The following is a 22331-nucleotide window of genomic DNA, read 5'->3' on the forward strand; positions in this document are numbered from 1 at the left end:
TAAAAAAAACAGGCACCGTAAACGGTTCATCTCCCTGCCAGATACGCAGGGCCAGGGTGTCCTTCCCCTTTAAGGAACCTTTAAAAACCGGTTTGGCGCACAAGCCCGTTTTTAAAGGTTTCCTATCATCCCCCCGCAGCGGGCCGGGGGGATAATCATGTTACGTCTTACCACTGCACAATACGGCAGTTTTACCTCTGCGCCGCGCTGTAATTTCTCTGCGCGGCGGCGTTTACGTTGTTTCGCGCTGCGCCTTAGGCACCGCGTTGCAACAACATCGATTTGATGTGACCAATCGCCCGCGTTGGGTTGAGGCCTTTCGGACAGACATTAACGCAGTTCATGATGCTGTGGCAGCGGAATACGCTGAATGCATCATCCAGCGAATCCAGGCGTGGCTTGGTTTCCGTGTCACGACTGTCGATCAGGAAACGGTAAGCCGCCAGCAGCCCCGCCGGGCCCACAAATTTATCCGGGTTCCACCAGAACGACGGACAAGACGTGGAACAGCAGGCACACATGATGCACTCATATAATCCATCTAGCTTGGCACGCTGGTCCGGTGACTGCAAATGTTCACGTGCCGGTGGATTCTGCCCATTATTCAACAAGTAAGGCTTTATTTTCTCATATTGGGCATAGAACTGTCCCATGTCCACCACCAAATCACGGATCACTGGCAATCCCGGCAGCGGACGGATAACAATTTTACCTTTGGCCCGCTTCAGCACCGAGACTGGCGTAATGCAAGCCAGCCCATTCTTGCCGTTCATATTAAGGCCGTCAGAACCACACACCCCTTCACGGCAAGAACGGCGAAACGCCAGCGTAGGATCTTGCTCTTTGAGTTGGATCAGCGCGTCAAGCAGCATCATGTCGCGCCCTTCTTCCGCCTCCAGGGTATAATCCTGCATGTGCGGCGCGTCATCGACATCCGGGTTGTAGCGATAAATTGAAAATTCAAGTTTCATCGTGCCATCTCCGCGACATTAATAAGTACGTATTTTCGGCGGAAACGCCGGACGTAATTTAGGCTGCATGTTCACCTCACGGCGCGTCATGCTCTCGTGTTGCGGCAAATACAACGAATGACACAACCAGTTTTCATCATCGCGATCCGGGTAATCGAAGCGGCTATGTGCTCCGCGACTTTCAGTGCGGTAGTTGGCGGAGACAGCCGTGGCATAGGCCGTTTCCATCAGGTTATCCAACTCGAGACACTCAATGCGCTGGGTATTGAACTCCGTAGAGGTGTCATCGAGGCGCGCGTTTTTCAGACGCTCGCGAATCACCTTCAGCTCTTCCAACCCTTTCGCCATTGCATCCCCTTCACGGAACACCGAGAAGTTGTTCTGCATGCAGGATTGCAACGCCTTGCGGATTTCCACCGGATCTTCTCCGGTACGGTTATTGTTCCAGCGATTCAAGCGTTCCAGAGCGGCCTCAACATCGCTATCGCTGGCATCACGCAGTTCACCCTGCTCTTGCAATGATTCGTGTAAATGCATGCCCGCAGAGCGGCCAAATACCACCAAATCGAGCAGCGAGTTACCGCCTAAACGGTTAGCGCCGTGTACAGAAACGCAGGCAATTTCACCGACGGCAAACAGCCCAGGCACCACCACATCTTCGCCTTTTTCATTGACCGTCAGCGCCTGACCACTCACCTTGGTAGGAATACCTCCCATCATATAATGGCAGGTGGGAATGACCGGAATCGGTTCTTTCACTGGATCGACGTGCGCAAAGGTACGCGACAGCTCCAGAATGCCCGGCAGACGAGATTCCAGCACATCTTTACCCAGGTGATCGAGTTTCAGCTTGGCGTGCGGTCCCCACGGGCCATCGCAGCCGCGCCCTTCACGAATTTCAATCATGATGGAGCGCGCCACAACATCACGCCCCGCCAAATCTTTGGCGTTAGGCGCATAGCGCTCCATAAAACGTTCACCGTGCTTGTTGAGCAGATAACCCCCTTCGCCACGGCACCCTTCGGTCACCAGCACGCCCGCGCCCGCAATCCCGGTCGGGTGGAACTGCCACATTTCCATATCCTGCACCGGCACGCCTGCACGCAGCGCCATACCGACGCCGTCGCCGGTATTGATGTAGGCGTTGGTGGTGGATTGGTAGATGCGGCCTGCACCACCGGTTGCCAGTATCGTTGCACCCGCTTTGAAATAGACCACTTCGCCGGTTTCGATACAAATAGCGGTACAACCAACCACTGCACCATCCTGATTTTTCACCAGATCCAGCGCATACCATTCAGAAAAGATGGTGGTGTGGTTTTTCAGGTTTTGTTGATAGAGGGTATGCAGCAAGGCGTGTCCGGTGCGGTCTGCCGCCGCGGCGGTACGCGCCGCCTGCTCACCGCCGAAATTCTTCGATTGGCCGCCGAACGGACGCTGATAGATACGGCCATCATCCAGACGAGAAAAAGGCAGCCCCATGTGCTCCAGTTCCAGAATGGCTTCCGGGCCGGTTTTGCACATGTATTCGATGGCATCCTGATCGCCAATATAGTCCGACCCTTTTACGGTATCGTACATGTGCCATTCCCAGTTATCCTCATGGGTATTGCCCAGTGCTACCGTAATACCGCCTTGAGCAGACACAGTGTGCGAGCGCGTCGGAAACACCTTGGACAACAACGCACAGGAAAGCCCCATTTGGGAGATTTGTAACGCAGCGCGCATACCTGCGCCGCCTGCGCCGACAACAACGGCATCAAATTGCCTAATTGGTAAATTCATCACGCACCCCACACCACAACGGTTCCATAAATAACGTACACCAGCAGAGCCACCACGATGGCGAGTTGCAATATCAAACGCAACGCCAGCGGCTTGATGTAGTCAGTCAGCACTTGCCACATCCCTATCCAGGCATGAACCAGGATGGCGAATAGCGTCAGCAGCGTGAACACTTTGGTAAGGGGCATCGCGAAGAAACCGCGCCAGACGGGATAGGTAATATCCCCCGCTGTCGCGATGAAACCCACGAGATAAATCACGTAGAGCACGATAACAATGGCAGAAGCGCGAATGAGCAGCCAATCGTGAACGCCATTACGTCCTAATGCAGAAGCATTGCTTACCATACGAGGACTCCAGCCAGTAGTGAAAGCACGACAGTAATGATAAAAGAGAGCCTTGCGGAACGATTTCCCGATGCGAGATCTTCTTCCAGAAAGCCAAAGTCCATCATCAGATGGCGTACTCCGCCAACGATGTGGTAGGCCAGCGCGGTGAGGATGCCCCACAGAATAAATTTAACAATCACGCTATCCAGAATGGCCGCGGCGTACAGAAACCCCTCTTCTGAAGCAAGAGAGTGCCCGAGCAGCCACAGCAGGATGCCGACGGCCACAAAGGTAATGACGCCAGAAACACGGTGAAGAATTGAGGCTATCGCAGTTACGGGAAACTGGATCGTTTGCAGATCCAGATTGACAGGTCTTTGTTTTTTCACGGATTTGCCCACACACCTTTATTATTTTTCGTTCCTCCGGACCTGTAACTAGGTCAGACAGCGCGAAGAATGCAGCCACATGCTTCCGGGTAATACGTTGGCCTTAACGTCAACATCCCATGTTAAACGGCACATGACTTATTCACGCTGGGTGCTCCTACTTCAGGGGGTTCCGGAGACCTGACGCGAGTATAAGTACTTCACAATCTTATTACAATTAGCCCACAAATTGTTTAGTGACATTTCAGCTAAACAGTGAGTTAGATCACTTATTTCACATTTTATATAAAATTAACCAACTCATTTGACATATATTAAACAATTAAATTACAAATAGGGCTGTAATCTGTAAGTCGCCCGTTAAAGAATTTAAGATAGGCTTTCCCAAGTGACATGACTTGTGTAACAGTGGAAAGTCGAATTCCACGTAGAAAGTCATGTTAATGACTAGAGTAGACTAGAATTTAGAGAATCGTTACTAACCAGAAGAACACGGTTTTCCTTTGATGGGGTGGTGTGCCCTGCCACTGCCCGATGCTGTACCCTGATAGGTGCAAATAATGAGACTTCGGCGTTTGACCGAGTTTCTCCATTAGGTGTACAGGCATAACGGTATTTCTTCGGTGATAAATTTTTAAAATTAAAGCGCTAAGGAGACTGTAAATGGCTGATAAGAAAGCGATACTTACCCTAAATGGTAAAGAGCCCATCGAGCTTGATGTGTTGTCCGGCACGCTTGGGCAAGATGAAATCGATATCCGTAGCCTCGGTTCCAAAGGCTTTTTTACCTTCGATCCGGGATTTACCTCCACGGCGTCTTGTGAATCTAAAATCACCTACATTGACGGTGACAAAGGCGTACTGCTGCATCGTGGCTTCCCTATCGACCAATTGGCGGAGAAATCCACTTATCTGGAAGTCTGCTACATTCTGCTGTTCGGTGAAGCCCCCACCGCCGAGCAGTTTGACACCTTCCAAACCACCGTAACCCGTCACACCATGATCCACGAACAGATTACGCGTCTGTTCCACGGTTTCCGTCGCGACTCTCACCCGATGGCGGTGTTGTGCGGCGTAACGGGTGCATTGGCGGCGTTCTACCACGATTCATTGGATATCAGCATTGAGCGTCACCGCGAAATCGCCGCGTATCGCCTGCTGTCCAAAATGCCGACCGTGGCGGCCATGTGTTACAAATATTCTCTCGGTCAGCCGTTCGTTTATCCGCGCAACGACTTGTCCTACGCCGGTAATTTCCTGCACATGATGTTTGCTACGCCGTGTGAAGAGTATGTGGTGAATCCAGTGCTGGAACGCGCTATGGACCGCATTCTGATTCTGCATGCCGATCATGAACAGAACGCGTCCACCTCGACGGTGCGTACCGCAGGTTCTTCTGGCGCAAACCCGTTTGCCTGTATCGCTGCGGGCATCGCGTCTCTGTGGGGACCGGCGCACGGCGGTGCCAACGAAGCCTGTCTGCGTATGCTGGAGGAGATCAACTCAGTTGAGCATATTCCTGAATTCGTCAGACGCGCCAAGGACAAGAACGACTCCTTCCGTCTGATGGGCTTCGGTCACCGGGTGTATAAAAACTATGACCCGCGTGCCACCGTGATGCGTGAAACCTGCCATGAAGTGCTTAAAGAGCTGGGCATGAAAGATGACCTGCTGGAAGTGGCCATGGAGCTGGAGCACATTGCGCTCAACGACCCCTACTTTATTGAGAAGAAACTCTACCCGAACGTGGATTTCTACTCAGGCATCATTCTGAAAGCGATGGGCATTCCGTCTTCGATGTTTACTGTAATCTTCGCGATGGCACGTACCGTCGGCTGGATTGCCCACTGGAACGAAATGCACGACGATGGCTTGAAAATCGCGCGTCCGCGTCAGCTATATACCGGCTACGACAAACGCGACTTCACCTCTTCGCTCAACCATCGCTAAGCATCATCAGTAAGGCAAACACATCAAAAAGCCGGGTTTTCCCGGCTTTTTTACGTCTCAATGTTGGCAATGTGGACACCAAAAAAACGGGCGCGACGAGAGCATGGTGCGCACGATGGGGTGCCCGCAGCGCTCGCACGGTTTACCTTCACGGTCAAAAACCTTGAAACGGAACAACGCACCGTGATGGTGGTTGTCATCCACCGTTCCTCGCGTGTGATAGGAAAGGCGCGGCAGTGATAATAATATGTCGCTCAGTGCGGTCAGTTGCCCCTCATCCAACGTCATCGCCGTGTGCTGCGGCGACAGTGCGGCTTGCCATAAAATTTCCGCGCGCAAATAGTTGCCCAGCCCGGCTAAAAAAGCCTGATCGAGCAACAAACCGCTCAAACGGCGACGGCAGAATCGCTGACTCAGCACTCTGGCTCGCACCTGTTCTGGGGTGACAGCGCTATCAAGCACATCAGGGCCAATGCGCTGCAAGAACGGGTGGGTGGCTAGCGCATCCGGCGTGAGCATGACAATATCCGAGGCGCTATACAGCAGAATTGCACGGTGTTGCGTTTCCAGACGAACGCGCAAATCGCGTTTAGTATCGGGCATTACGCCCGCGTCAACGATGCGCCACAGGCCATAAAGCTGGTTATGGGTATAAAGCACCCGGCCATTCGAAAAGTAGGTGAGCAGCGCTTTACCGCGCGTTTCCAACTTTTCAATTCTCTGCCCCGTAAGCTCCGTTTCATAAGGCTGTAATTCAGGAAACGCAAACCAAACCCCGGTTAACGGCTCCCCCACCACCGCCGCGGCTAACGCATCGGCGGCACGGCGGATCTCTGGCCCCTCAGGCATCCCTCTCTCCTTTCTTGTCGCGGAATTTTCCCCAGTTGCTAATGCGTCGTGCCGCCAGAAATAATCGCGTCTTGTCGCTGGGTCACCGCGACGGCAATCATGGCAACAAGCGCCTGAGTCACCATCGCGATCGGCATTGATGGCTCCCCGGGATGGCGCGCTGCCTGTTCCGGTGCATAGGGGATATGAACAAAACCACCGCTGGCGACACCGGGGCGCTGTGCCAGCGCGTGCAATAAGCCATACATCACATGGTTGCACACAAAGGTGCCTGCGGTGTGGGACACCGAGGCGGGAATACCCTGCGTGCGTAATGCATTAACTATCGATTTGATCGGCAAGGTGGAAAAATAGGCGTCTGGGCCGCCTGCAATCACGGGAGTATCAATCGGTTGTTGGCCGTGATTGTCAGGAATACGCGCATCATTGATATTGATGGCAACGCGTTCGATGGTGATCTCGGCGCGGCCTCCTGCTTGACCAACAGCAATCGTGCAATCGGGCTGATGCTCAGCCAGCGCGGCATCGAGCTGCTGCAAAGCCAGCTCGAACACACAGGCTAACTGGCAGGTCACCACCCGCGCGCCGGCAACCTCACGCCCTTGTAATACCTTTACCGCTTCCCAGGAAGGGTTAATGGCTTCTCCATCAAAGGGTTCAAACGCCGTCACCAATACGGTTTTCATGCTTGATATTCACTCATTTTGCTTGTGCGGCGTCATTACGCCGCCCTGACTTGAATCTGGTGTTCATTGAAACACTGACGCAATTTGCGCGCAAACAGCAGTGCATGATCGCCATCGCCGTGCAGACAAACCGTATCAGCCTCTACATCAACCCAGGTGCCATCACTAGCCCGCACCCTTCGCCGCTTAATCATCTCCAGCGTTTGCGCCAGTGCCAGCTCATCGCTTTTGATCAATGCAGCAGGTTGGTCGCGCGGCACCAGCGTGCCGTCCGGCAGGTAACCGCGATCGGCAAACACCTCCTGCCGTGTAGCCAAGCCCAGACGCTGTCCCGCGTGAATCAGTTCACTTCCCGCGAGCCCGACCAACCGCAACGTCGGATTCACCGATTTGACCGCACGTGCAATGGCATCGGCCAGCATGGGGTCGCGTGCAGCTTGGTTATACAGCATGCCGTGCGGTTTGACATGCGTCAGCCTGCCGCCTTCAACCGCCACAATCGCACTGAGCGCCCCCAGTTGATACACCACCTGTGCGAAGACGGTGTCTGCGGATACCGACATTGCTTTGCGGCCAAAGTTTTCCCGATCCAGAAAGCTGGGATGGGCACCCAGCGCCACGCCGTAGCGCATCCCCCAACGCACCGACTGGCGCATGGTTTGAGCATCCCCCGCATGGAACCCACAGGCAATATTGGCAGACGTGACTAACTGCAATAGCGCTTCATCATTGCTGCCGCCTTCGCCCAGGTCAGCATTTAAATCAATAATCATTGAGCCTCCACGCCAGTTGTTCCAGATAACGCCGCTGCGCCTCTGACGCACGTAAAGCGTCGTCCAGCGTGCAGGGAATGAAATGTATCGGTTCACCGAGCCGAATCTGCGCCAGATGGAATAAATCCGCGTCAATCACACAGGCAATGCGAGGGTAGCCCCCGGTGGTCTGCGCATCTGCCAGCAACAAGATCGGTTGACCACCGTGCGGCACCTGAATCACGCCCGGCAGTACGCCGTGAGAAAACAGCTCTCGCGGCGTTATGCGTGTCAATGCAGGTCCCTGTAACCGATATCCCATACGGTTACTCTGCGGACTTAATTGCCACCCCGTTCGCCAGAAGGTGTCGCGCGCCTCTTCACTGAATTCATGATATTCCGGCCCGGGGAGTACCCGCACCCGATTGCTGAACAGAATCTGCTTGATGCCCACAGGCTTGTGCGGCTTGCGGTAGGCGGCCTTTTTCAGTGGAATCGCATCGCCATCCTGAAGCGGGCGACCAAGATAGCCCCCAAACCCAGCTTTCAAATCGGTACTGAGTGACCCGAGCACCTCTGGCAGCCCCAGACCACCAGAAATAGCCAAATAGCTACGCATGCCCCGTCGCGGCATGCGTAGCCTGAGCGTTTGGCCTGCTTTCACGTGAAAGCGCCACCCGGTCCAGACCGGTTTTCCGTCAAGATCAGCGTGACTATCAGCGCCGGTCAACGCAATCCAACACGATGAGGTAAAGGTCGCGGCGAATTTTCCGAGCGTAATTTCCAGCCCGGCCTCAGACATCGCGTTGCCCACCAACAAATTGGCAATGTTTAACGCCGGCGTATCCAGCGCACCAGACTGGCTGATGCCCAGATGACGCAGATGATGACGCCCCGCATCCTGCACCGACGTATGCAGCCCGGCATGAATGACCTTTAGCATACTCCCTCCGGTTGCGGTACAAAGCGCACATTGTCACCGGGACGCAGCAACGTGGGTGGCTCCGCGCTCGGATCGAACAGCGCCGCCGACGTTCGGCCAATCAACTGCCACCCGCCGGGGGTTGCCAGCGGGTAAATGCCGGTTTGCCGACCACCAATGCCGACACTGCCAGCAGGCACACTCAGGCGCGGCTCTGCGCGCCGTGGCGTATGCAGCTGCTCTGGCAACCCCGCCAGATAAGGAAATCCCGGCTGAAACCCCAGAAAGTACACCACGTAATGCGCTGCTGCATGCGCCTCTACCACCTGGCGAGGAGAAAGTTGGCAATGATCCGCCACCTGCAACAAATCCGGGCCAGCATCACCGCCGTACACCACAGGGATGGCGATATCCCTCGCTTCAAGCGTTACCGATTCACTCTCCTCCCACCAGCGCTGCAAACGTTCGATAGCATCGCGTGCCGCCTGCTGCGGGTGGGTTAACACCACAGTCAGGTTATTCATTCCAGGGATCGCCGCCTCAACCGCTTCATGCTGTTGAAGACGTTCAGCCAGCCCCCAGATACGCTGTTGGCTTTGCAGTGACAGCGGCGGCTCCAATTCCAGCACCACGGCCCGCTCGCCCAATAAGTAGCACCGCGCTCGTTGCACGCTCTTCTCCCCATCGCGGTAGGGCATTGCTATGCCATGCCGCCTTGATACGCCCCTCGCCCGACACGCTCTGGCGATAAGGTTTCTTAATAGACAAGCAATAAAGATGCCACTTTTTTCCACTAAAATTTTTATATTATTTTTAAAAAACAGTGGGTTGATTAACACTAGGCGGGATTGGGGATATCAATAAAGGTCACATCAAGCCCATGATGCTGTGCCAACCACTCCCCCAGCGCCTTGATACCGCCACGCTCTGTCGCGTGATGGCCTGCCGCATAGAAATGCAGCCCCATCTCACGAGCGACATGAATCGTTTGTTCCGAGACTTCCCCGGTGATGAACGCCTGCACACCAAAACGCGCCGCTTGCTCAATAAAGCCTTGGCCACCGCCGGAGCACCAGGCCAACCGTGTTATCTGCGACGGTGCATTATCCCCACAATGCAGCACGGAACGCCCCAATCGCGTCTCCAGGCGCTCACGTAACGCCTCACCACTCACAGGCTGTGACAGTTCGCCATAAGGCAGCAATTGCTCAATCTCACCCAGCACGGTGATATCTAGCAGCGCCGCCAGGCACGCGTTATTGCCTAGCTCGGGGTGCGCGTCCAACGGCAAATGATAGCCATACAGGTTGATATCGTTCGCCAGCAAGGTTTTCAAGCGGCGCCGCTTCATGCCGGAGATCACCGGAGACTCGTTTTTCCAAAAATAGCCGTGGTGTACCAGCACGGCATCGGCCCGTTGAGCAACGGCCACATCCAGCAGTGCCTGCGAGGCGGTTACTCCGGTGATGATCCGTTGCACGTTTTCACGCCCTTCAACCTGCAACCCGTTAGGCGCATAATCCTGAAATGCGGTCACATTCAGTTGCTGATTGATCACTGTTTCCAATTCGCTGTTGCGCATAACGCTCCTTAATATGCCTGATTCTGGCTTTTTTCCTGCGACGCTTTCGCGGCTTCAAAGGCCTCCAACGTCATTTGTCTGGCTTGCTTATGATCGACCATCGGCATCGGATAATCCAACCTACGCCCTTCCCGCTGTGCCCAGCGATGCGGCTGGTGAATATCACGCTCTGGCACGTCGGCCAGTTCGGGCACCCAACGGCGGATAAACGTCCCTTGTGGATCGAAACGCTCCCCCTGCGTGGTGGGGTTAAAAATGCGAAAATAGGGTGCGGCGTCCGTACCGGTAGAGGCCGCCCACTGCCACCCACCATTGTTCGCGGCCAAATCACCGTCCAGCAACTGAGTCATAAAATACCGCTCCCCTGCCCGCCAGTCGATAAGCAAATCTTTTACCAGAAAGCTGGCGCAGATCATGCGTAGACGATTGTGCATCCAGCCGGTAGCGTTCAGTTGACGCATCGCGGCATCGACAATCGGAAAACCGGTTTTACCCTGCTGCCAGGCTGCCAGCGCTTTTTCATCTTGTCGCCATTGCACCTGCTGCGTCCACGCCACAAACGGGTGGTGTTTACACAAACGCGGCCAGGCCACCAGCAGATGGCGATAAAACTCACGCCACACCAACTCGCTCAACCAGGTAAATGCCCCACCGTCAGACTGCTCGAGCAGAGTGGGATGCTCTGCACGTAAGCGATTAAGGCACTGACGCGGGGAGAGGACGCCCAATGCCAGATAAGGCGAAAGCTGGCTGGTGCCTTGCTGTGCGGGAAAATCACGCTGTTGGTCATAATCCGCCACTGTGGATTGGCAAAACTGGCGTAATCGTACCAACGCAGCCTGTTCGCCTGCCGGAAACAGCGCCTCATCAACCGCCTGCTGAGGGTAATCGAAGGGGGCCAACGCAGCCAATGTCCCTACCTCTCCATTGGCGCGCGTTTTCGGCGCAGGGAAACAGGTCAGCGCCCTCTCCAGCAAACGCTGTATAAACGCTTTGCGAAACGGCGTAAAGACTTTGTACATCTCCTGTTTTCCCGTCACCAGACTGCCTGGCGCTAACAGTACGCTGTCATCAAACCCCTGACACACCACCTGACCGTGCAATTTGGCTTCCAGCGCGCGATCCCGCTCACGTTCATTGATTTCGTACTGGTAATGATAAAACAGGTGCGAAACATGCTGCTTTTTGCAAAACGCGTCAACCGCATTAACTGCCTGAGAGAAGTCGTCACACTGCTGATAAAACAGGGGAATGCCTTTAGTTGCCAACGACTGCTGTAATGCCTGGAGATTGCGTAGCAGAAACGTCGCCTGTCGCGGTGCCATGCCGTGCGCCTGCCATTGGCCTGGCGTAGCAATATAGAGCGCAATGACCTTCGCATCGGCGTTCTGACAGGCCGCATGCAGCGCGGAGTGATCGGTGATCCGTAAATCATGGCGAAACCAGACCAGATGCGTGGTCATCATTGCTCCTTACTGAAAAACATTAATGTCCATAGCGTAAACGCAACGCTTCGGGATAGGGGTCAAAGTAACGCTGCTGCGCCAGGTAATCATCAGGGTATTCGGTCATGTAATGACGCAATAGCGTCATCGGTGCCAGTAGCGGTTGCATACCTTGCCGATAGCGATCGATGAGATTGGCCAACTCCTGACGCTGCTGAGAGGTAAGGTGGGGACGAAAATAACCCTGAACGTGCATCAATACATTCGTATGATTACGACGCGATGCCGGGTGCGATAACAAGCGCATAAAACGCAACCGGTATTCCGTAGCAAAAGCTTCCAGAGATGGCCATTGCGCCATGCCTGCAACAAAAGGCCCCAACTCTCGATATTCAGGCTGTGAGTGCGCCAGTAACAACAGCTTGTAGCGACTATGGAACGCCATCAGTGCACCACGCGAAAGCCCCTGCTGCCAGAGCTGCTGCAATTCATGCAAGGCATACACCCGGGCAATAAAGTTTTCTCGCAGCACCGGATCGCTCAAGCGGCCATTCTCCTCTAACGGCAACCACGGCATGTGCCGTTTCAACGCCTGCGCAAACAGCCCTTCTCCACTTTTTCGGGCATTTTTCCCCTGACTGTCATACACCTTTACGCGTTCCATTCCGCAACTGGGGGATTTGGCACACAGGATAAAACCACACAGCTCGCTTAACGCGGCTATTTTTTGCTCGGAAAACGCGAGCATCTCATCGGTAACATCGAGGCCAGAACCGTTGCTGGCACAGAGCCTAACACCTTGCTGACCCGCGTTGACCAGTCGCAACGCGGGGCGCGGCACCGGTAATCCAACCGCCATTTCGGGGCATACGGGCTGAAAATGGCAATATGGGGCTAATTGATCAGCAGCAAAATCAAAGCGCTTATGCCCCCCGTCAAACCGCACTGTCGCACCGAGTAAACATGCACTTATTCCAACAGGAATAGGAGCTGACATCATAAACGCTCTCCCGTTCGTCAACATTCCCTCAGCATAGCGGATTTCAAGCGGTTACGGAGCACAACGACGAAGATCGAGCGAAAACAAAAACCAAGGCGTATCAGGGGGAAAAGCAAGGGGAATAAAAAGATAGAGCTACTGTCCGAGGGGATTTTGAGGCCAGTAGCGCACAATAAGATTTTTTACTTAAACGCAGTGCCGCTTAGAAAAAATCACCGGCTGCCGCTTCAGATTGCGCCATCCAGACCGGCTGATCGCTGGTTTTCAACCAAACACGGTGCAAATAGCTGTAAAAGCGGGCGCGATCGCTACGAAACAGCATCACAGGCAACGCCAGTGAACCGAAAGCAACAACAGCAACGCGACGCAGGAGAACGCGATACAAGGGATAAGCAGTATAAATCGACATAGCGATCCTCCTTCATCAGTGAGCAGTCACTGCAACGACCTTGCTCACAAAATCAACATAACGATGAATAACTGCTCAAAATAGTACCGCTTTTGCTGAAACTTTACTACTCATCGGACCAGAAAAAGATCGTGTTTTCGTCATTTTTCCCGAACATTCTGTTATTGGGTTACAAAATGGTTAATGAATTACATTTGATGTATAAATCAATGTTGCGTTTATTGGCTTTTAATCCACGCCTGCTGCCCTGCCCTCTTTCTATCATCCGAAAGGCTTTTGTCGCTAACGCGCAGAAAGATATGATAGCGTCATCACGTATCACTTAACGTCGTGCAAACGGCTTAGCGCCAGCAGCAACGAGACAGAAGGAGTAGATGCCCTGCTATCCGCCAGCGTTTTGATCATCGAAGATGAAAAAGAGATCCAGCGCTTTGTACGCAGCGCGCTGGAAAGCGAAGGGCTGCGCGTTTTTGATGCACAGACCTTGCAACGTGGTCTGCTGGAAACCGCTACCCGTAAGCCCGATCTGGTGATTCTCGACCTCGGATTGCCTGATGGTGATGGCACCCTTTACCTCCGCGACGTTCGCCAGTGGAGCAGCGTGCCGATTATTGTGCTGTCCGCGCGCAGTGATGAACGGGATAAAATCGACGCGTTGGATGCAGGTGCTGACGATTATCTCGCCAAGCCGTTCGGGATTGGCGAGTTACTGGCCCGCGTACGCGTTGCGTTGCGCCGCCACAGCGCCAATGCAATGGAAAGCCCAGTGGTGACATTCGGCAGCGTTACCGTTGATCTCAGCCAGCGTTTGGTCAGCCGAGACGGCGAAACACTGCATCTGACACCGACGGAATTCAAACTGTTGGCGCTGCTGCTGGCGAATGCGGGCAAAGTTCTGACTCAGCGCCAACTTCTGGTACACGTTTGGGGGCCCAACGCAGTGGAAAGCAGCCATTATCTGCGCATCTATATGGGGCACTTGCGACAAAAACTGGAAAGCGACCCCACTCGTCCTCGTCACTTCATCACCGAAACCGCCGTAGGTTACCGTTTTATGCCTTGAGCTACCGTACTGAATTAACAGCGGATAACACTGGTTATCCCCCCTGAGCAGGCGTAACATCCCACGCTCATTCTGTTGATCTCCATCCCGATTTTTAATGCTGAGGCTCATCATGAGTAGCTGGTTACTTTATGCATTACTCTCCGCCCTGTGTGCCGCCGCCGTGGCTTTGTTTGGTAAAGTGGGATTGCAAAATCTTGACGCCAACACGGCAACTGCGGTTCGTGCCGTGGTGATGGCGCTGTTTTTGGTGGGGGTTGTGGTGGTGCAAGGAAAAACAACCCTGATCGGTGAAGTGCTTGCCAATAAAAAAGCACTGACATTTATTCTGTTAAGCGGGGTAGCAGGAGCGCTTTCCTGGCTATTTTATTTTCTGGCATTGAAAAATGGTAATGTGGCTCAGGTTGCCCCAATTGATAAACTCAGCGTTGTGTTTGCCGTTATTTTGGCAGCAGTGCTCCTTGGCGAGAAAATATCGCTATTAGGCGGCGTTGGCGTAGCCATGATATCCGTTGGCGCACTGCTGGTTGCATTAGGTTGAAGGTGGCCCTCGGCTTAGGCCGAGGGTTTATAAAAAGAAGAAACAACTGACCGTTAGCAACAGGTTTAGATTAAGAAAATCGCATCGTATGACAACCGAGGTTCTTTCTCTTTTCATGCAAGCGACAGATTGAATAAAATATGAATTGAGAGTGCTGCTTATCCCTGCCTGTGAAATAAAAATACAGATCGTATTTATTTCTCAAGTTATTCATTCTCTCCTTATAAATATGTGTCATCATTAAATAAACAGAATCACTCGCTTTCTTAGCATTGTTCTTTTTCAATGAACGCGCCGCACATGATTTATATTGAAGAAAAATATCTTTTCTGTCCATATCGCTATCCCATGAGATAATAATTAAAAAGAACGCTGCGGTATAACAGGTTAACGCACCATAAACTTATATCATTCCTACTTCAAGCTACAGGTGCGTTAACTGTATTCACTTACCCGAATCACTTACCTAAGCAGGCTCATCGGATGTCTTCATTTGCCGTCTTCCTGCAACTCGAATGAGTTAAGATATCGTTGTTGTCACTTTTTCCTGCGATTAACCTAATTTAAGGGGGCGGGCCTCAACCGGGCTGCCGTAGCACGAGTACTGCGCCCTGTACTGAACATCTGCAACGAAAAATAGCCTCAATACTGAGAGCGTCGGTTTCACCGTTAATGGTTACAGGTATACGTAATGATAATATCCAACAAACGATAAACGAAAGGCAAACCAATAAAAAATGTCCTTATTATTAGTCGCAGCACGAGATAAAACTGATGACCAACCGACTAAGCAAACGATTACCATTGAAAATCTCAATGAATATCTTTCACTTTTATCTCTTTAGAAAAAGTCTCAAGATTGAAAAAATATAAATCCCAAAGCTGTTTTCATTTTAAGAAAATGATTACTATTCAAATGTTTTGCTACGGATATCGCACGATTACAATGAGTGAGATTTCAAAAGATAACATTTACACAACGACTAAACAAAAAAAATGGACATTGGAGAAAACCATGCTATTAAATATTAAGACGAATCATTGTAGGCCAAGAGGAAGATTAATCTGTAAACATAGATATCCATAAAACCAGATAATAAAATAATCACAATAAAGTTTTCACATCAATCATTTATTAACTCAGCATCGATGGATGTATTCACCCTACATAGCATCCAGGTGCATTTGCCCATGCAGACATTTTTTCGGGAACAACCGGTTAAATAGGTACTAGACGATGGAAAGAACTGTTGTGCTCCTTCATTTTGATCGCTATTTTACTGTCGGCCTTGGACACCTCATCCATCAATGGTTCCATACCCAAAAACTTGAGGTCAATATTCAACACAGCGCTGAGCAGCTTGAACAAGCGGATATTATTTTCACTACAGCGACAGAGCATACACCGCGCTGGTGGCGTCAATTTCGCCGCAAACGACGTGCTACCTTACTTTTCTTGCTGGTAAAGCAGAAAAACACGCTCTGCTGTGGTTACGAAGACGGACAATTGGCGCTAAGCGATCCACCAGAAACGCTGTCCACGTTGCTAAATACCTTCGTTGCCGACCCTTCATCGTCTGGGATTCCATCCCACGTACAGCGATATAATATCGTGCAGTGCCTCAGTCCACGCGAGCGGGAGGTATTATGGGGCTACAAACAGGGGTTAAGTAACAGTAAAATCAGTGAATTATCAGGAATATCCATTAAAGCTATCAGCGCATACCGTAATCACGCGATGCAAAAGCTAATGCTGAAAAACCATGCAGATCTTCACGAGTGGTTACACAGTATCGCCGCCGAGAACCTTTCCTGTTATTTCAAGCAGAAAAAAGAAAGGGTGAAACGGTGAACAACGCAGCAAAACCCACTGGCATGGCGATAGCATCCGCCACCTATCTGACAACAGTACTCGTAAAAACAGATCAAGATTAAATAACAAAGGACGCACAGTGCGTCCTTTGTTTCTCTTCCTCAGCGGCCCCCTAAAGACGGCGAACTGATGGAGCGCTTATTTGGCATTTGCCAGCACAGCGCTGACAATATCTACCGCTTCTTTCTCAATCCGCGCGCGATGCTCCGCGCCCAGGAAACTTTCGCAGTAAATCTTGTAGGCTTCTTCCGTGCCCGACGGACGCGCCGCAAACCAGCCGTTATCCGTCATCACTTTCAACCCGCCAATAGAGGCACCATTACCCGGTGCAGCCGTCAAACGTGCCGTGATCGGATCGCCAGCCAACGTACTGGCGGCAACTTGTTCCGGTGATAACCGCGACAGTGCCGCTTTTTGCGCGTGCGTTGCAGAGGCTTGAATACGGTTGTAGCTCGGCGCACCAAAACGGGCCGCCAGCGCATCATAATGTTGCTGCGGATTTTTACCAGTTACCGCAGTGATCTCAGCCGCCAACAGGCACATGATGATGCCATCTTTATCCGTTGACCATGGCGTGCCATCGAAGCGCAAGAAGGATGCCCCTGCGCTCTCTTCACCACCAAAACCGAAGCTGCCATCGAATAAACCATCAACAAACCATTTGAACCCTACCGGTACTTCCACCAGTTTACGTCCTAGATCGGCCACCACACGGTCAATCATGGCGCTGGAAACCAACGTTTTGCCGACAGCAACAGAGTGTCCCCACTGCGGACGATGACGGAACAGGTAGTCGATAGCAACCGCAAGGTAGTGATTCGGGTTCATCAGGCCGGCGGGCGTCACAATGCCGTGGCGGTCATAATCCGGATCGTTGGCGAAAGCCAGATCGAATTTATCACGCAGCGCCAGTAATCCCGCCATCGCTGACTCTGAAGAACAGTCCATACGAATAACGCCGTCATGATCCAAGGTCATAAAGCGGAACGTCTGATCGACCGCATCGTTGACTAAGCGTAAATTCAACTGGTAGTGCTCTGCGATGCGCTGCCAGTAGGCAATGCCCGAACCGCCCAACGGATCGACACCCAGAGTCAACCCTGCTTTCTGAATGGCAGGGATATCCACGACCTCACGCAATCCCTCGACATAAGGTTGCACCAGGTCTTGCTCGTGCACATGACCACTCTGCCAGGCTTTATCCAGCGTCAGGCGTTTCACTGCTTTTAAGCCATCGGCTAACAGGGCGTTGGCACGTTTTTCAATAACGCTGGTGACGTTGGTATCAGCAGGCCCGCCGTTAGGCGGATTATATTTGATACCGCCATCTTCCGGCGGATTGTGAGACGGCGTAATTACAATCCCATCGGCCTGCGCATGGCCTTTGCGGTTATGCACCAGAATGGCATTGGAAATAGCAGGCGTCGGTGTAAAGCCGTTGTCCTGCTGCACCACCACTTCAACACCGTTCGCTGCCAGCACTTCCAGCACCGAGATAAAGGCCGGTTCCGACAGCGCATGGGTGTCTTTACCGACAAAACAGGGGCCGGTGATCCCTTGCTTTTGGCGCTCTTCAGCAATCGCCTGAGCGATAGCCAAAATATGCGCCTCATTAAAACTGTGGCGCGCCGCGCTGCCGCGGTGGCCTGATGTGCCGAACTTCACGGCATGTGCGGCATTATCCACATCGGGGCGTAATACATAATACTGTGACGTTAATTGCGCCACATTAATCAAATCACTTTGCCGGGTGGGTTGTCCGGCTCTGGGGTGATTAGCCATTGGCGTTCTCCCTGACGCTATTCGTTAAGACGCTGTTTGCTAAATAGTACCGCACACTTTTTCGACAAGTTCCGAGGGGAACTGCATCGATTGCATGATTTGTTCAACCATGCTGCGTTTGCGATCCGTATTGGTATTGGTGATGACCCAGTAAGGCGTGCCCTGAATATGCTTGGGTTTGGTATGGACGCCATGCTGAAGCAGTGTGTGTTCGTCGCCAGCAAAATAAACGCGCGTGCGGCCATGAAGCTGCTCGGTTGCCGCAGAAAAGGCGTTCGGTTCGAGGCAATATAAGGTGGAGAGCACCAGCATAAAGCGATTGATGGCTTTACTTTGCGCGGCGTATTCATCGGACAACAACAGTTCACGCACCGCCCTTACACCATCACGCGGTTTTGTGGCGACGCTAACTGGCGCCTGCGCTTTCGTTGTGGTTGTTTCAGAAGCGGCAACAACCTGTCCTGCCCGGAAATTCAACATGCGACGCAGAATATCCGAGGCGCTTTCACCAATGTGCTGCGTGTGGCTGGCAATATAACGATACAGCTCTTCGTCGACCTCAATAGTTTTCATCTTTATCCAGTACTGTTTTTTACTCTAATTAATCGGCAAGAAGTATATAGGCGAATCAATACCACCGAACAGCGGCATAACACAAACAATATCGAAAGTCAGACGATCCCCCATCTGCTCCCTCGCCCCATTACCTGTAACCTGCAAAGCATATACCCTAAATAATTCGAGTTGCGGGAAGGCGGCAATCGAATGAATCCCGATGAGCTTACTCAGGTAAGTGATTCGGGTGAATGAGTGCAGCCAACGCACCAGCAACTTGAAGTATGACGGGTATAGTCTTCATTTTCCACAGGGCAACATCATCGACAGCAGTCATGATACCCTAAGCACCTGTGTCTCTGAATGAACTTCACCATGAAATTGAATTATCGCCTGCAAAATGCGCAACACCCCACGCATGCGCTGCCTATCGTATTGATTCACGGTCTGTTTGGTAACCTGGATAACCTGGGTATTCTGGCGCGTGACCTGCAAAAGCAGCACGATGTCATTCAGATCGATTTACGCAACCACGGATTATCACCGCGTACGCCGGAAATGAACTACCCGGCCATGGCTGGCGATGTGAAAGCATTACTGGATGCATTAACCATCGATAACGCCATTATCATCGGACACTCCATGGGGGGAAAAACCGCCATGGCGTTAAGCGCACAGATCCCTGACCGCATTGAGAAAATCGTCACCATTGATATTGCGCCGGTGGATTACCAACTGCGTCGCCACGATGACGTTTTTGCAGCACTGCGTGCGGTTAGTGCGGCAGGCGTCACCACGCGTACCGACGCCGCTGCCATCATGCGTCATCACCTAAAGGAAGAGGGCGTGGTACAATTTCTACTGAAATCCTTTGCGCAGGGGGAGTGGCGCTTTAATGTCCCGGTGCTGTGGGAGCAGTATGAACACATCGTCGGCTGGGAAACCGTACCCGCCTGGCGCAAGCCCATCCTGTTCATTCGCGGTGCATTATCCCCTTATCTGGACGACCGCTATCGGGAAACGCTTTTACAGCAGTTTCCCAATGCTAAGGCACACGTGATTGCAGGCAGCGGCCACTGGGTTCATGCAGAAAAACCCGATGCGGTTCTGCGCGCCATTCACCGTTTTCTTGAAGAGCCCCCCGCATAATCCGTAACGATTGGCGGCAGTTACCCATTGTCGCCGCCAGCCTCGCTGGGGTATGATGGCGCCCGCAGTAGAGGGACGGCTGAATCAGCCTTATGCACCGTAACCACATCATCAAAATGTCACGCTTAACCGATGCGTGCATTTTGGTCAGACTTCCTTGCAGCAGCACTACCTATGGCAAAAGAACAAACGGACCGTACCACGTTGGATCTGTTCGCGGATGAACGTCGGCCTGGTCGTCCCAAAACCAATCCGCTTTCACGCGACGAGCAGCTTCGCATTAACAAGCGCAATCAATTGCGTCGTGACAAAGTGCGGGGCTTGCGCCGCATCGAATTGAAAATTAATGAAGACGCCGTGGAAGTACTCAATAGCCTGGCTGAAATGCAGAATATCAGCCGTAGTGAACTCATTGAACGCATGTTGCTGGCGCAACTGGCGGGCAAAGACCTTTCATCCTGATACGTTGATTTCCGGCGTCATCCATGACGCCCTATCTTCCTCCCTGGTAACGACATTGATGGGTAAACCGCTCGGTTAAAATTGTTCCCAGTTATCGTTTTCCGGTGGCAGTGCCTTTTTGGCAACAGTACTACTGCCGGCGCGCGCCAAGGCGGCAACCGGCACCACAGCAGGAGCGGCAACGGGCACGACGGACTCAGACAGTTGGAACACCGCCACAGTCTGGTTAAGCACCGCGGCCTGCTCTTCCAACGACCGCGCTGCCGCAGACGCCTGTTCCACCAATGCCGCATTCTGCTGCGTCACGCTGTCCATTTCCGCCACCGCTTGTCCAACCTGTGCAATACCCTTGCTTTGCTCGCCGGAAGCGGAGGCAATTTCCCCCATGATATCCGTCACATTGGTCACGGCACGCACAATGTCACTCATGGTAACCCCCGCATCTTCAACCAGCTGCGAGCCAGTACCAACACAGTGTGCGGATTCGGCGATCAATCCTTCTATCTCTTTTGCCGCCTGCGCGCTGCGTTGTGCCAAGCTACGCACCTCACCGGCAACCACGGCAAAACCGCGCCCTTGTTCACCCGCTCGTGCGGCTTCAACCGCGGCGTTAAGTGCCAGAATGTTAGTCTGGAACGCAATACCGTTGATCACCGTGGTGATCTCAGCAATGCGTTTTGAACTTCCCGAAATCTCCGCCATGGTTTTCACCACGTTATCGACGATCTCCCCCCCTTTTCGCGCTGTATTGGATGCTTGCAACGCCAATTGGCTCGCGTGATTGGCATTTTCCGCATTCTGTTTAACGGTTGCCGTCAGCTGCTCCATGCTAGCCGCTGTCTCTTCCAGTGCAGAAGCCTGATGTTCAGTACGCGATGAGAGGTCGTTATTACCGGAAGCAATTTCAGAGGCTCCGAGGTAGATGGCATCCGTACTGGAGCGGATCGTACTGACAGTCTTCGCCAGGCTGGTTTGCATATCCCGTAGTAACGGCAACAAGCGCCCCACGCAGTTACGACCAAAATCATGAATCGGTTTGCCGAGTTGTCCTGAAGCGATTGCACTGAAGTGTTCGCGTAACGTATCGAGTGGTTTAACCAAACAGGCCACCAGATAGCGATCGGTGAAGAACAGCAGCAGCAACCCTACAACCAGTCCTGTCAGCAAAATGTTTTGGCCAATGGCGGTGATTTGCTGAAAACGCTCGCCAGCTGCGGCGAATTTTTCGGAACCAGCCTTATTAAAAGCATTGACCGAGGCGCCAAATTGACGACTGAGCGCCGGCACCGTTTCCTTGGCATAGCGTTGATATTCATCCAAGGCGTTGGTCTGCGCCTTTTGAAACATCGGATCAACGCCCTGGGTAATCAGGTTACCCCAATCGCGCACCACTGCCTCAGCCAGCGCGGCATCCAGCCCCGCATGATCGATACTGCTAAAGGTAGCCAAGTCGGATTTCAGATTATTCAATGCCGTCAATGCTGACGCCTGTTCTTTATCCGCCAGCGTGTTTTCACCAGTGCGACGCCAATCCACCACACGTGCTAAACGGGTCACCATACGAAAGTATTGATCGTTGCCCTGATTGACTAAATTCATGTTATGAACCAGTAAGGTGCTAGTCTGTGAAGTTGTGGTCATCTCCTTGAAGGAGAAAATGGTGTAGACGGAAACACCGCCCCACAGCACACAGAAAACCCCTAAAACCCATAACATTGCCGTTCTGATGGCGATGTTTCTCAAGAATTGCATAAGCAAGCTCCAGATATAAAATAACGTGCGGTAGGGTTATTATTTTTAAAAAAATCATCAGGTTTGAAACAATCCCCAAAGGGGA

22 protein-coding genes are annotated in these 22331 nt (G+C 52.5%); 6 read left to right on the top strand and 16 right to left on the bottom strand.

The features are described from left to right. Window positions 1-254: 254 nt before the first annotated feature. The 4 genes from J5224_RS03940 to sdhC are packed head-to-tail and all read right to left on the bottom strand — an operon-like array spanning window position 255 to window position 3486. On the bottom strand, window positions 255-971 hold the full coding sequence (locus J5224_RS03940) for a succinate dehydrogenase iron-sulfur subunit (RefSeq protein ID WP_264624116.1): 717 nt from the start codon (window positions 969-971) through the stop codon (window positions 255-257). An 18-nt stretch (window positions 972-989) separates the two neighbouring features. Next, window positions 990-2756: a succinate dehydrogenase flavoprotein subunit gene (gene sdhA, locus J5224_RS03945; RefSeq protein ID WP_264624117.1), complete on the bottom strand. Its 1767-nt coding sequence runs from the start codon at window positions 2754-2756 to the stop codon at window positions 990-992. Beyond that, window positions 2756-3103 (bottom strand): succinate dehydrogenase membrane anchor subunit, encoded by a 348-nt coding sequence (gene sdhD / locus J5224_RS03950; RefSeq protein ID WP_264624118.1) that lies wholly within the window; start codon window positions 3101-3103, stop codon window positions 2756-2758. Before sdhD ends, sdhA begins: the two co-directional genes overlap by 1 nt. After that, the gene (gene sdhC, locus J5224_RS03955) at window positions 3097-3486 is read right to left on the bottom strand and encodes a succinate dehydrogenase cytochrome b556 subunit (protein WP_264624119.1); all 390 of its coding nucleotides are present in this window, start codon (window positions 3484-3486) and stop codon (window positions 3097-3099) included. The genes sdhD and sdhC overlap by 7 nt, the downstream gene beginning before the upstream one ends. Before the next feature lie 651 nt (window positions 3487-4137). On the opposite strand from sdhC, the gene J5224_RS03960 reads away from it, so the two are divergent. Further along, window positions 4138-5424, top strand: a complete 1287-nt coding sequence (locus J5224_RS03960; RefSeq protein ID WP_264624120.1) for a citrate synthase — start codon at window positions 4138-4140, stop codon at window positions 5422-5424. Between the two features lie 57 nt (window positions 5425-5481). Here the strand turns inward: J5224_RS03960 and nei are convergent, their stop codons facing one another. The 9 genes from nei to J5224_RS04005 all read right to left on the bottom strand — a co-directional run bounded on the left by nei (window position 5482) and on the right by J5224_RS04005 (window position 13069). Then, a complete protein-coding gene (nei, locus tag J5224_RS03965) occupies window positions 5482-6273 on the bottom strand; it encodes an endonuclease VIII (RefSeq protein WP_264624121.1) in 792 nt (263 codons plus the stop codon). Window positions 6274-6311: 38 nt separating this feature from the next. After that, the gene (pcp, locus tag J5224_RS03970; RefSeq protein WP_264624122.1) at window positions 6312-6959 is read right to left on the bottom strand and encodes a pyroglutamyl-peptidase I; all 648 of its coding nucleotides are present in this window, start codon (window positions 6957-6959) and stop codon (window positions 6312-6314) included. A gap of 35 nt (window positions 6960-6994) precedes the next feature. Then, window positions 6995-7732 (bottom strand): 5-oxoprolinase subunit PxpA, encoded by a 738-nt coding sequence (pxpA, locus tag J5224_RS03975; RefSeq protein ID WP_264624123.1) that lies wholly within the window; start codon window positions 7730-7732, stop codon window positions 6995-6997. Next, on the bottom strand, window positions 7722-8654 hold the full coding sequence (gene pxpC, locus J5224_RS03980; RefSeq protein WP_264624124.1) for a 5-oxoprolinase subunit PxpC: 933 nt from the start codon (window positions 8652-8654) through the stop codon (window positions 7722-7724). Before pxpC ends, pxpA begins: the two co-directional genes overlap by 11 nt. Further along, complete coding sequence (gene pxpB, locus J5224_RS03985; protein ID WP_264624125.1) at window positions 8648-9304, bottom strand: 5-oxoprolinase subunit PxpB; 657 nt, start codon at window positions 9302-9304, stop codon at window positions 8648-8650. Before pxpB ends, pxpC begins: the two co-directional genes overlap by 7 nt. Before the next feature lie 167 nt (window positions 9305-9471). Continuing rightward, window positions 9472-10215 (bottom strand): type 2 GTP cyclohydrolase I, encoded by a 744-nt coding sequence (locus J5224_RS03990; protein ID WP_264624126.1) that lies wholly within the window; start codon window positions 10213-10215, stop codon window positions 9472-9474. 8 nt (window positions 10216-10223) lie between these two features. Then, window positions 10224-11678, bottom strand: coding sequence for a deoxyribodipyrimidine photo-lyase (gene phrB / locus J5224_RS03995; RefSeq protein WP_264624215.1), 1455 nt, complete (start codon window positions 11676-11678; stop codon window positions 10224-10226). A 22-nt stretch (window positions 11679-11700) separates the two neighbouring features. Next, entirely contained in the window at window positions 11701-12657 is a 957-nt protein-coding gene (locus J5224_RS04000; RefSeq protein ID WP_319802417.1) for a DUF523 and DUF1722 domain-containing protein, read from the bottom strand. Window positions 12658-12862: 205 nt separating this feature from the next. Continuing rightward, window positions 12863-13069, bottom strand: a complete 207-nt coding sequence (locus J5224_RS04005) for a YbfA family protein (protein ID WP_264624128.1) — start codon at window positions 13067-13069, stop codon at window positions 12863-12865. 379 nt (window positions 13070-13448) lie between these two features. On the opposite strand from J5224_RS04005, the gene kdpE reads away from it, so the two are divergent. The 3 genes from kdpE (at window position 13449) to J5224_RS04020 (ending at window position 16525) form a co-directional block, all read left to right on the top strand. Next, window positions 13449-14132 (top strand): two-component system response regulator KdpE, encoded by a 684-nt coding sequence (gene kdpE / locus J5224_RS04010; RefSeq protein WP_264624216.1) that lies wholly within the window; start codon window positions 13449-13451, stop codon window positions 14130-14132. Window positions 14133-14244: 112 nt separating this feature from the next. After that, the gene (locus J5224_RS04015; protein ID WP_264624129.1) at window positions 14245-14673 is read left to right on the top strand and encodes an EamA family transporter; all 429 of its coding nucleotides are present in this window, start codon (window positions 14245-14247) and stop codon (window positions 14671-14673) included. A gap of 1237 nt (window positions 14674-15910) precedes the next feature. After that, entirely contained in the window at window positions 15911-16525 is a 615-nt protein-coding gene (locus J5224_RS04020) for a response regulator transcription factor (RefSeq protein WP_264624130.1), read from the top strand. A gap of 159 nt (window positions 16526-16684) precedes the next feature. On the opposite strand, the gene pgm is transcribed toward J5224_RS04020, so the two are convergent. Both pgm and seqA read right to left on the bottom strand, forming a co-directional pair. Beyond that, on the bottom strand, window positions 16685-18328 hold the full coding sequence (gene pgm, locus J5224_RS04025; protein WP_264624131.1) for a phosphoglucomutase (alpha-D-glucose-1,6-bisphosphate-dependent): 1644 nt from the start codon (window positions 18326-18328) through the stop codon (window positions 16685-16687). A gap of 39 nt (window positions 18329-18367) precedes the next feature. Beyond that, the gene (seqA, locus tag J5224_RS04030) at window positions 18368-18901 is read right to left on the bottom strand and encodes a replication initiation negative regulator SeqA (RefSeq protein WP_264624132.1); all 534 of its coding nucleotides are present in this window, start codon (window positions 18899-18901) and stop codon (window positions 18368-18370) included. Window positions 18902-19246: 345 nt separating this feature from the next. On the opposite strand from seqA, the gene ybfF reads away from it, so the two are divergent. Further along, complete coding sequence (ybfF, locus tag J5224_RS04035; RefSeq protein WP_264624133.1) at window positions 19247-20032, top strand: esterase; 786 nt, start codon at window positions 19247-19249, stop codon at window positions 20030-20032. A 174-nt stretch (window positions 20033-20206) separates the two neighbouring features. Beyond that, window positions 20207-20494, top strand: coding sequence for a LexA regulated protein (ybfE, locus tag J5224_RS04040; protein ID WP_264624134.1), 288 nt, complete (start codon window positions 20207-20209; stop codon window positions 20492-20494). A 75-nt stretch (window positions 20495-20569) separates the two neighbouring features. On the opposite strand, the gene J5224_RS04045 is transcribed toward ybfE, so the two are convergent. Further along, on the bottom strand, window positions 20570-22246 hold the full coding sequence (locus tag J5224_RS04045; RefSeq protein WP_264624135.1) for a methyl-accepting chemotaxis protein: 1677 nt from the start codon (window positions 22244-22246) through the stop codon (window positions 20570-20572). Window positions 22247-22331 lie beyond the last annotated feature (85 nt).

It is taken from the genome of Candidatus Symbiopectobacterium sp. NZEC135, from assembly GCF_025962695.1.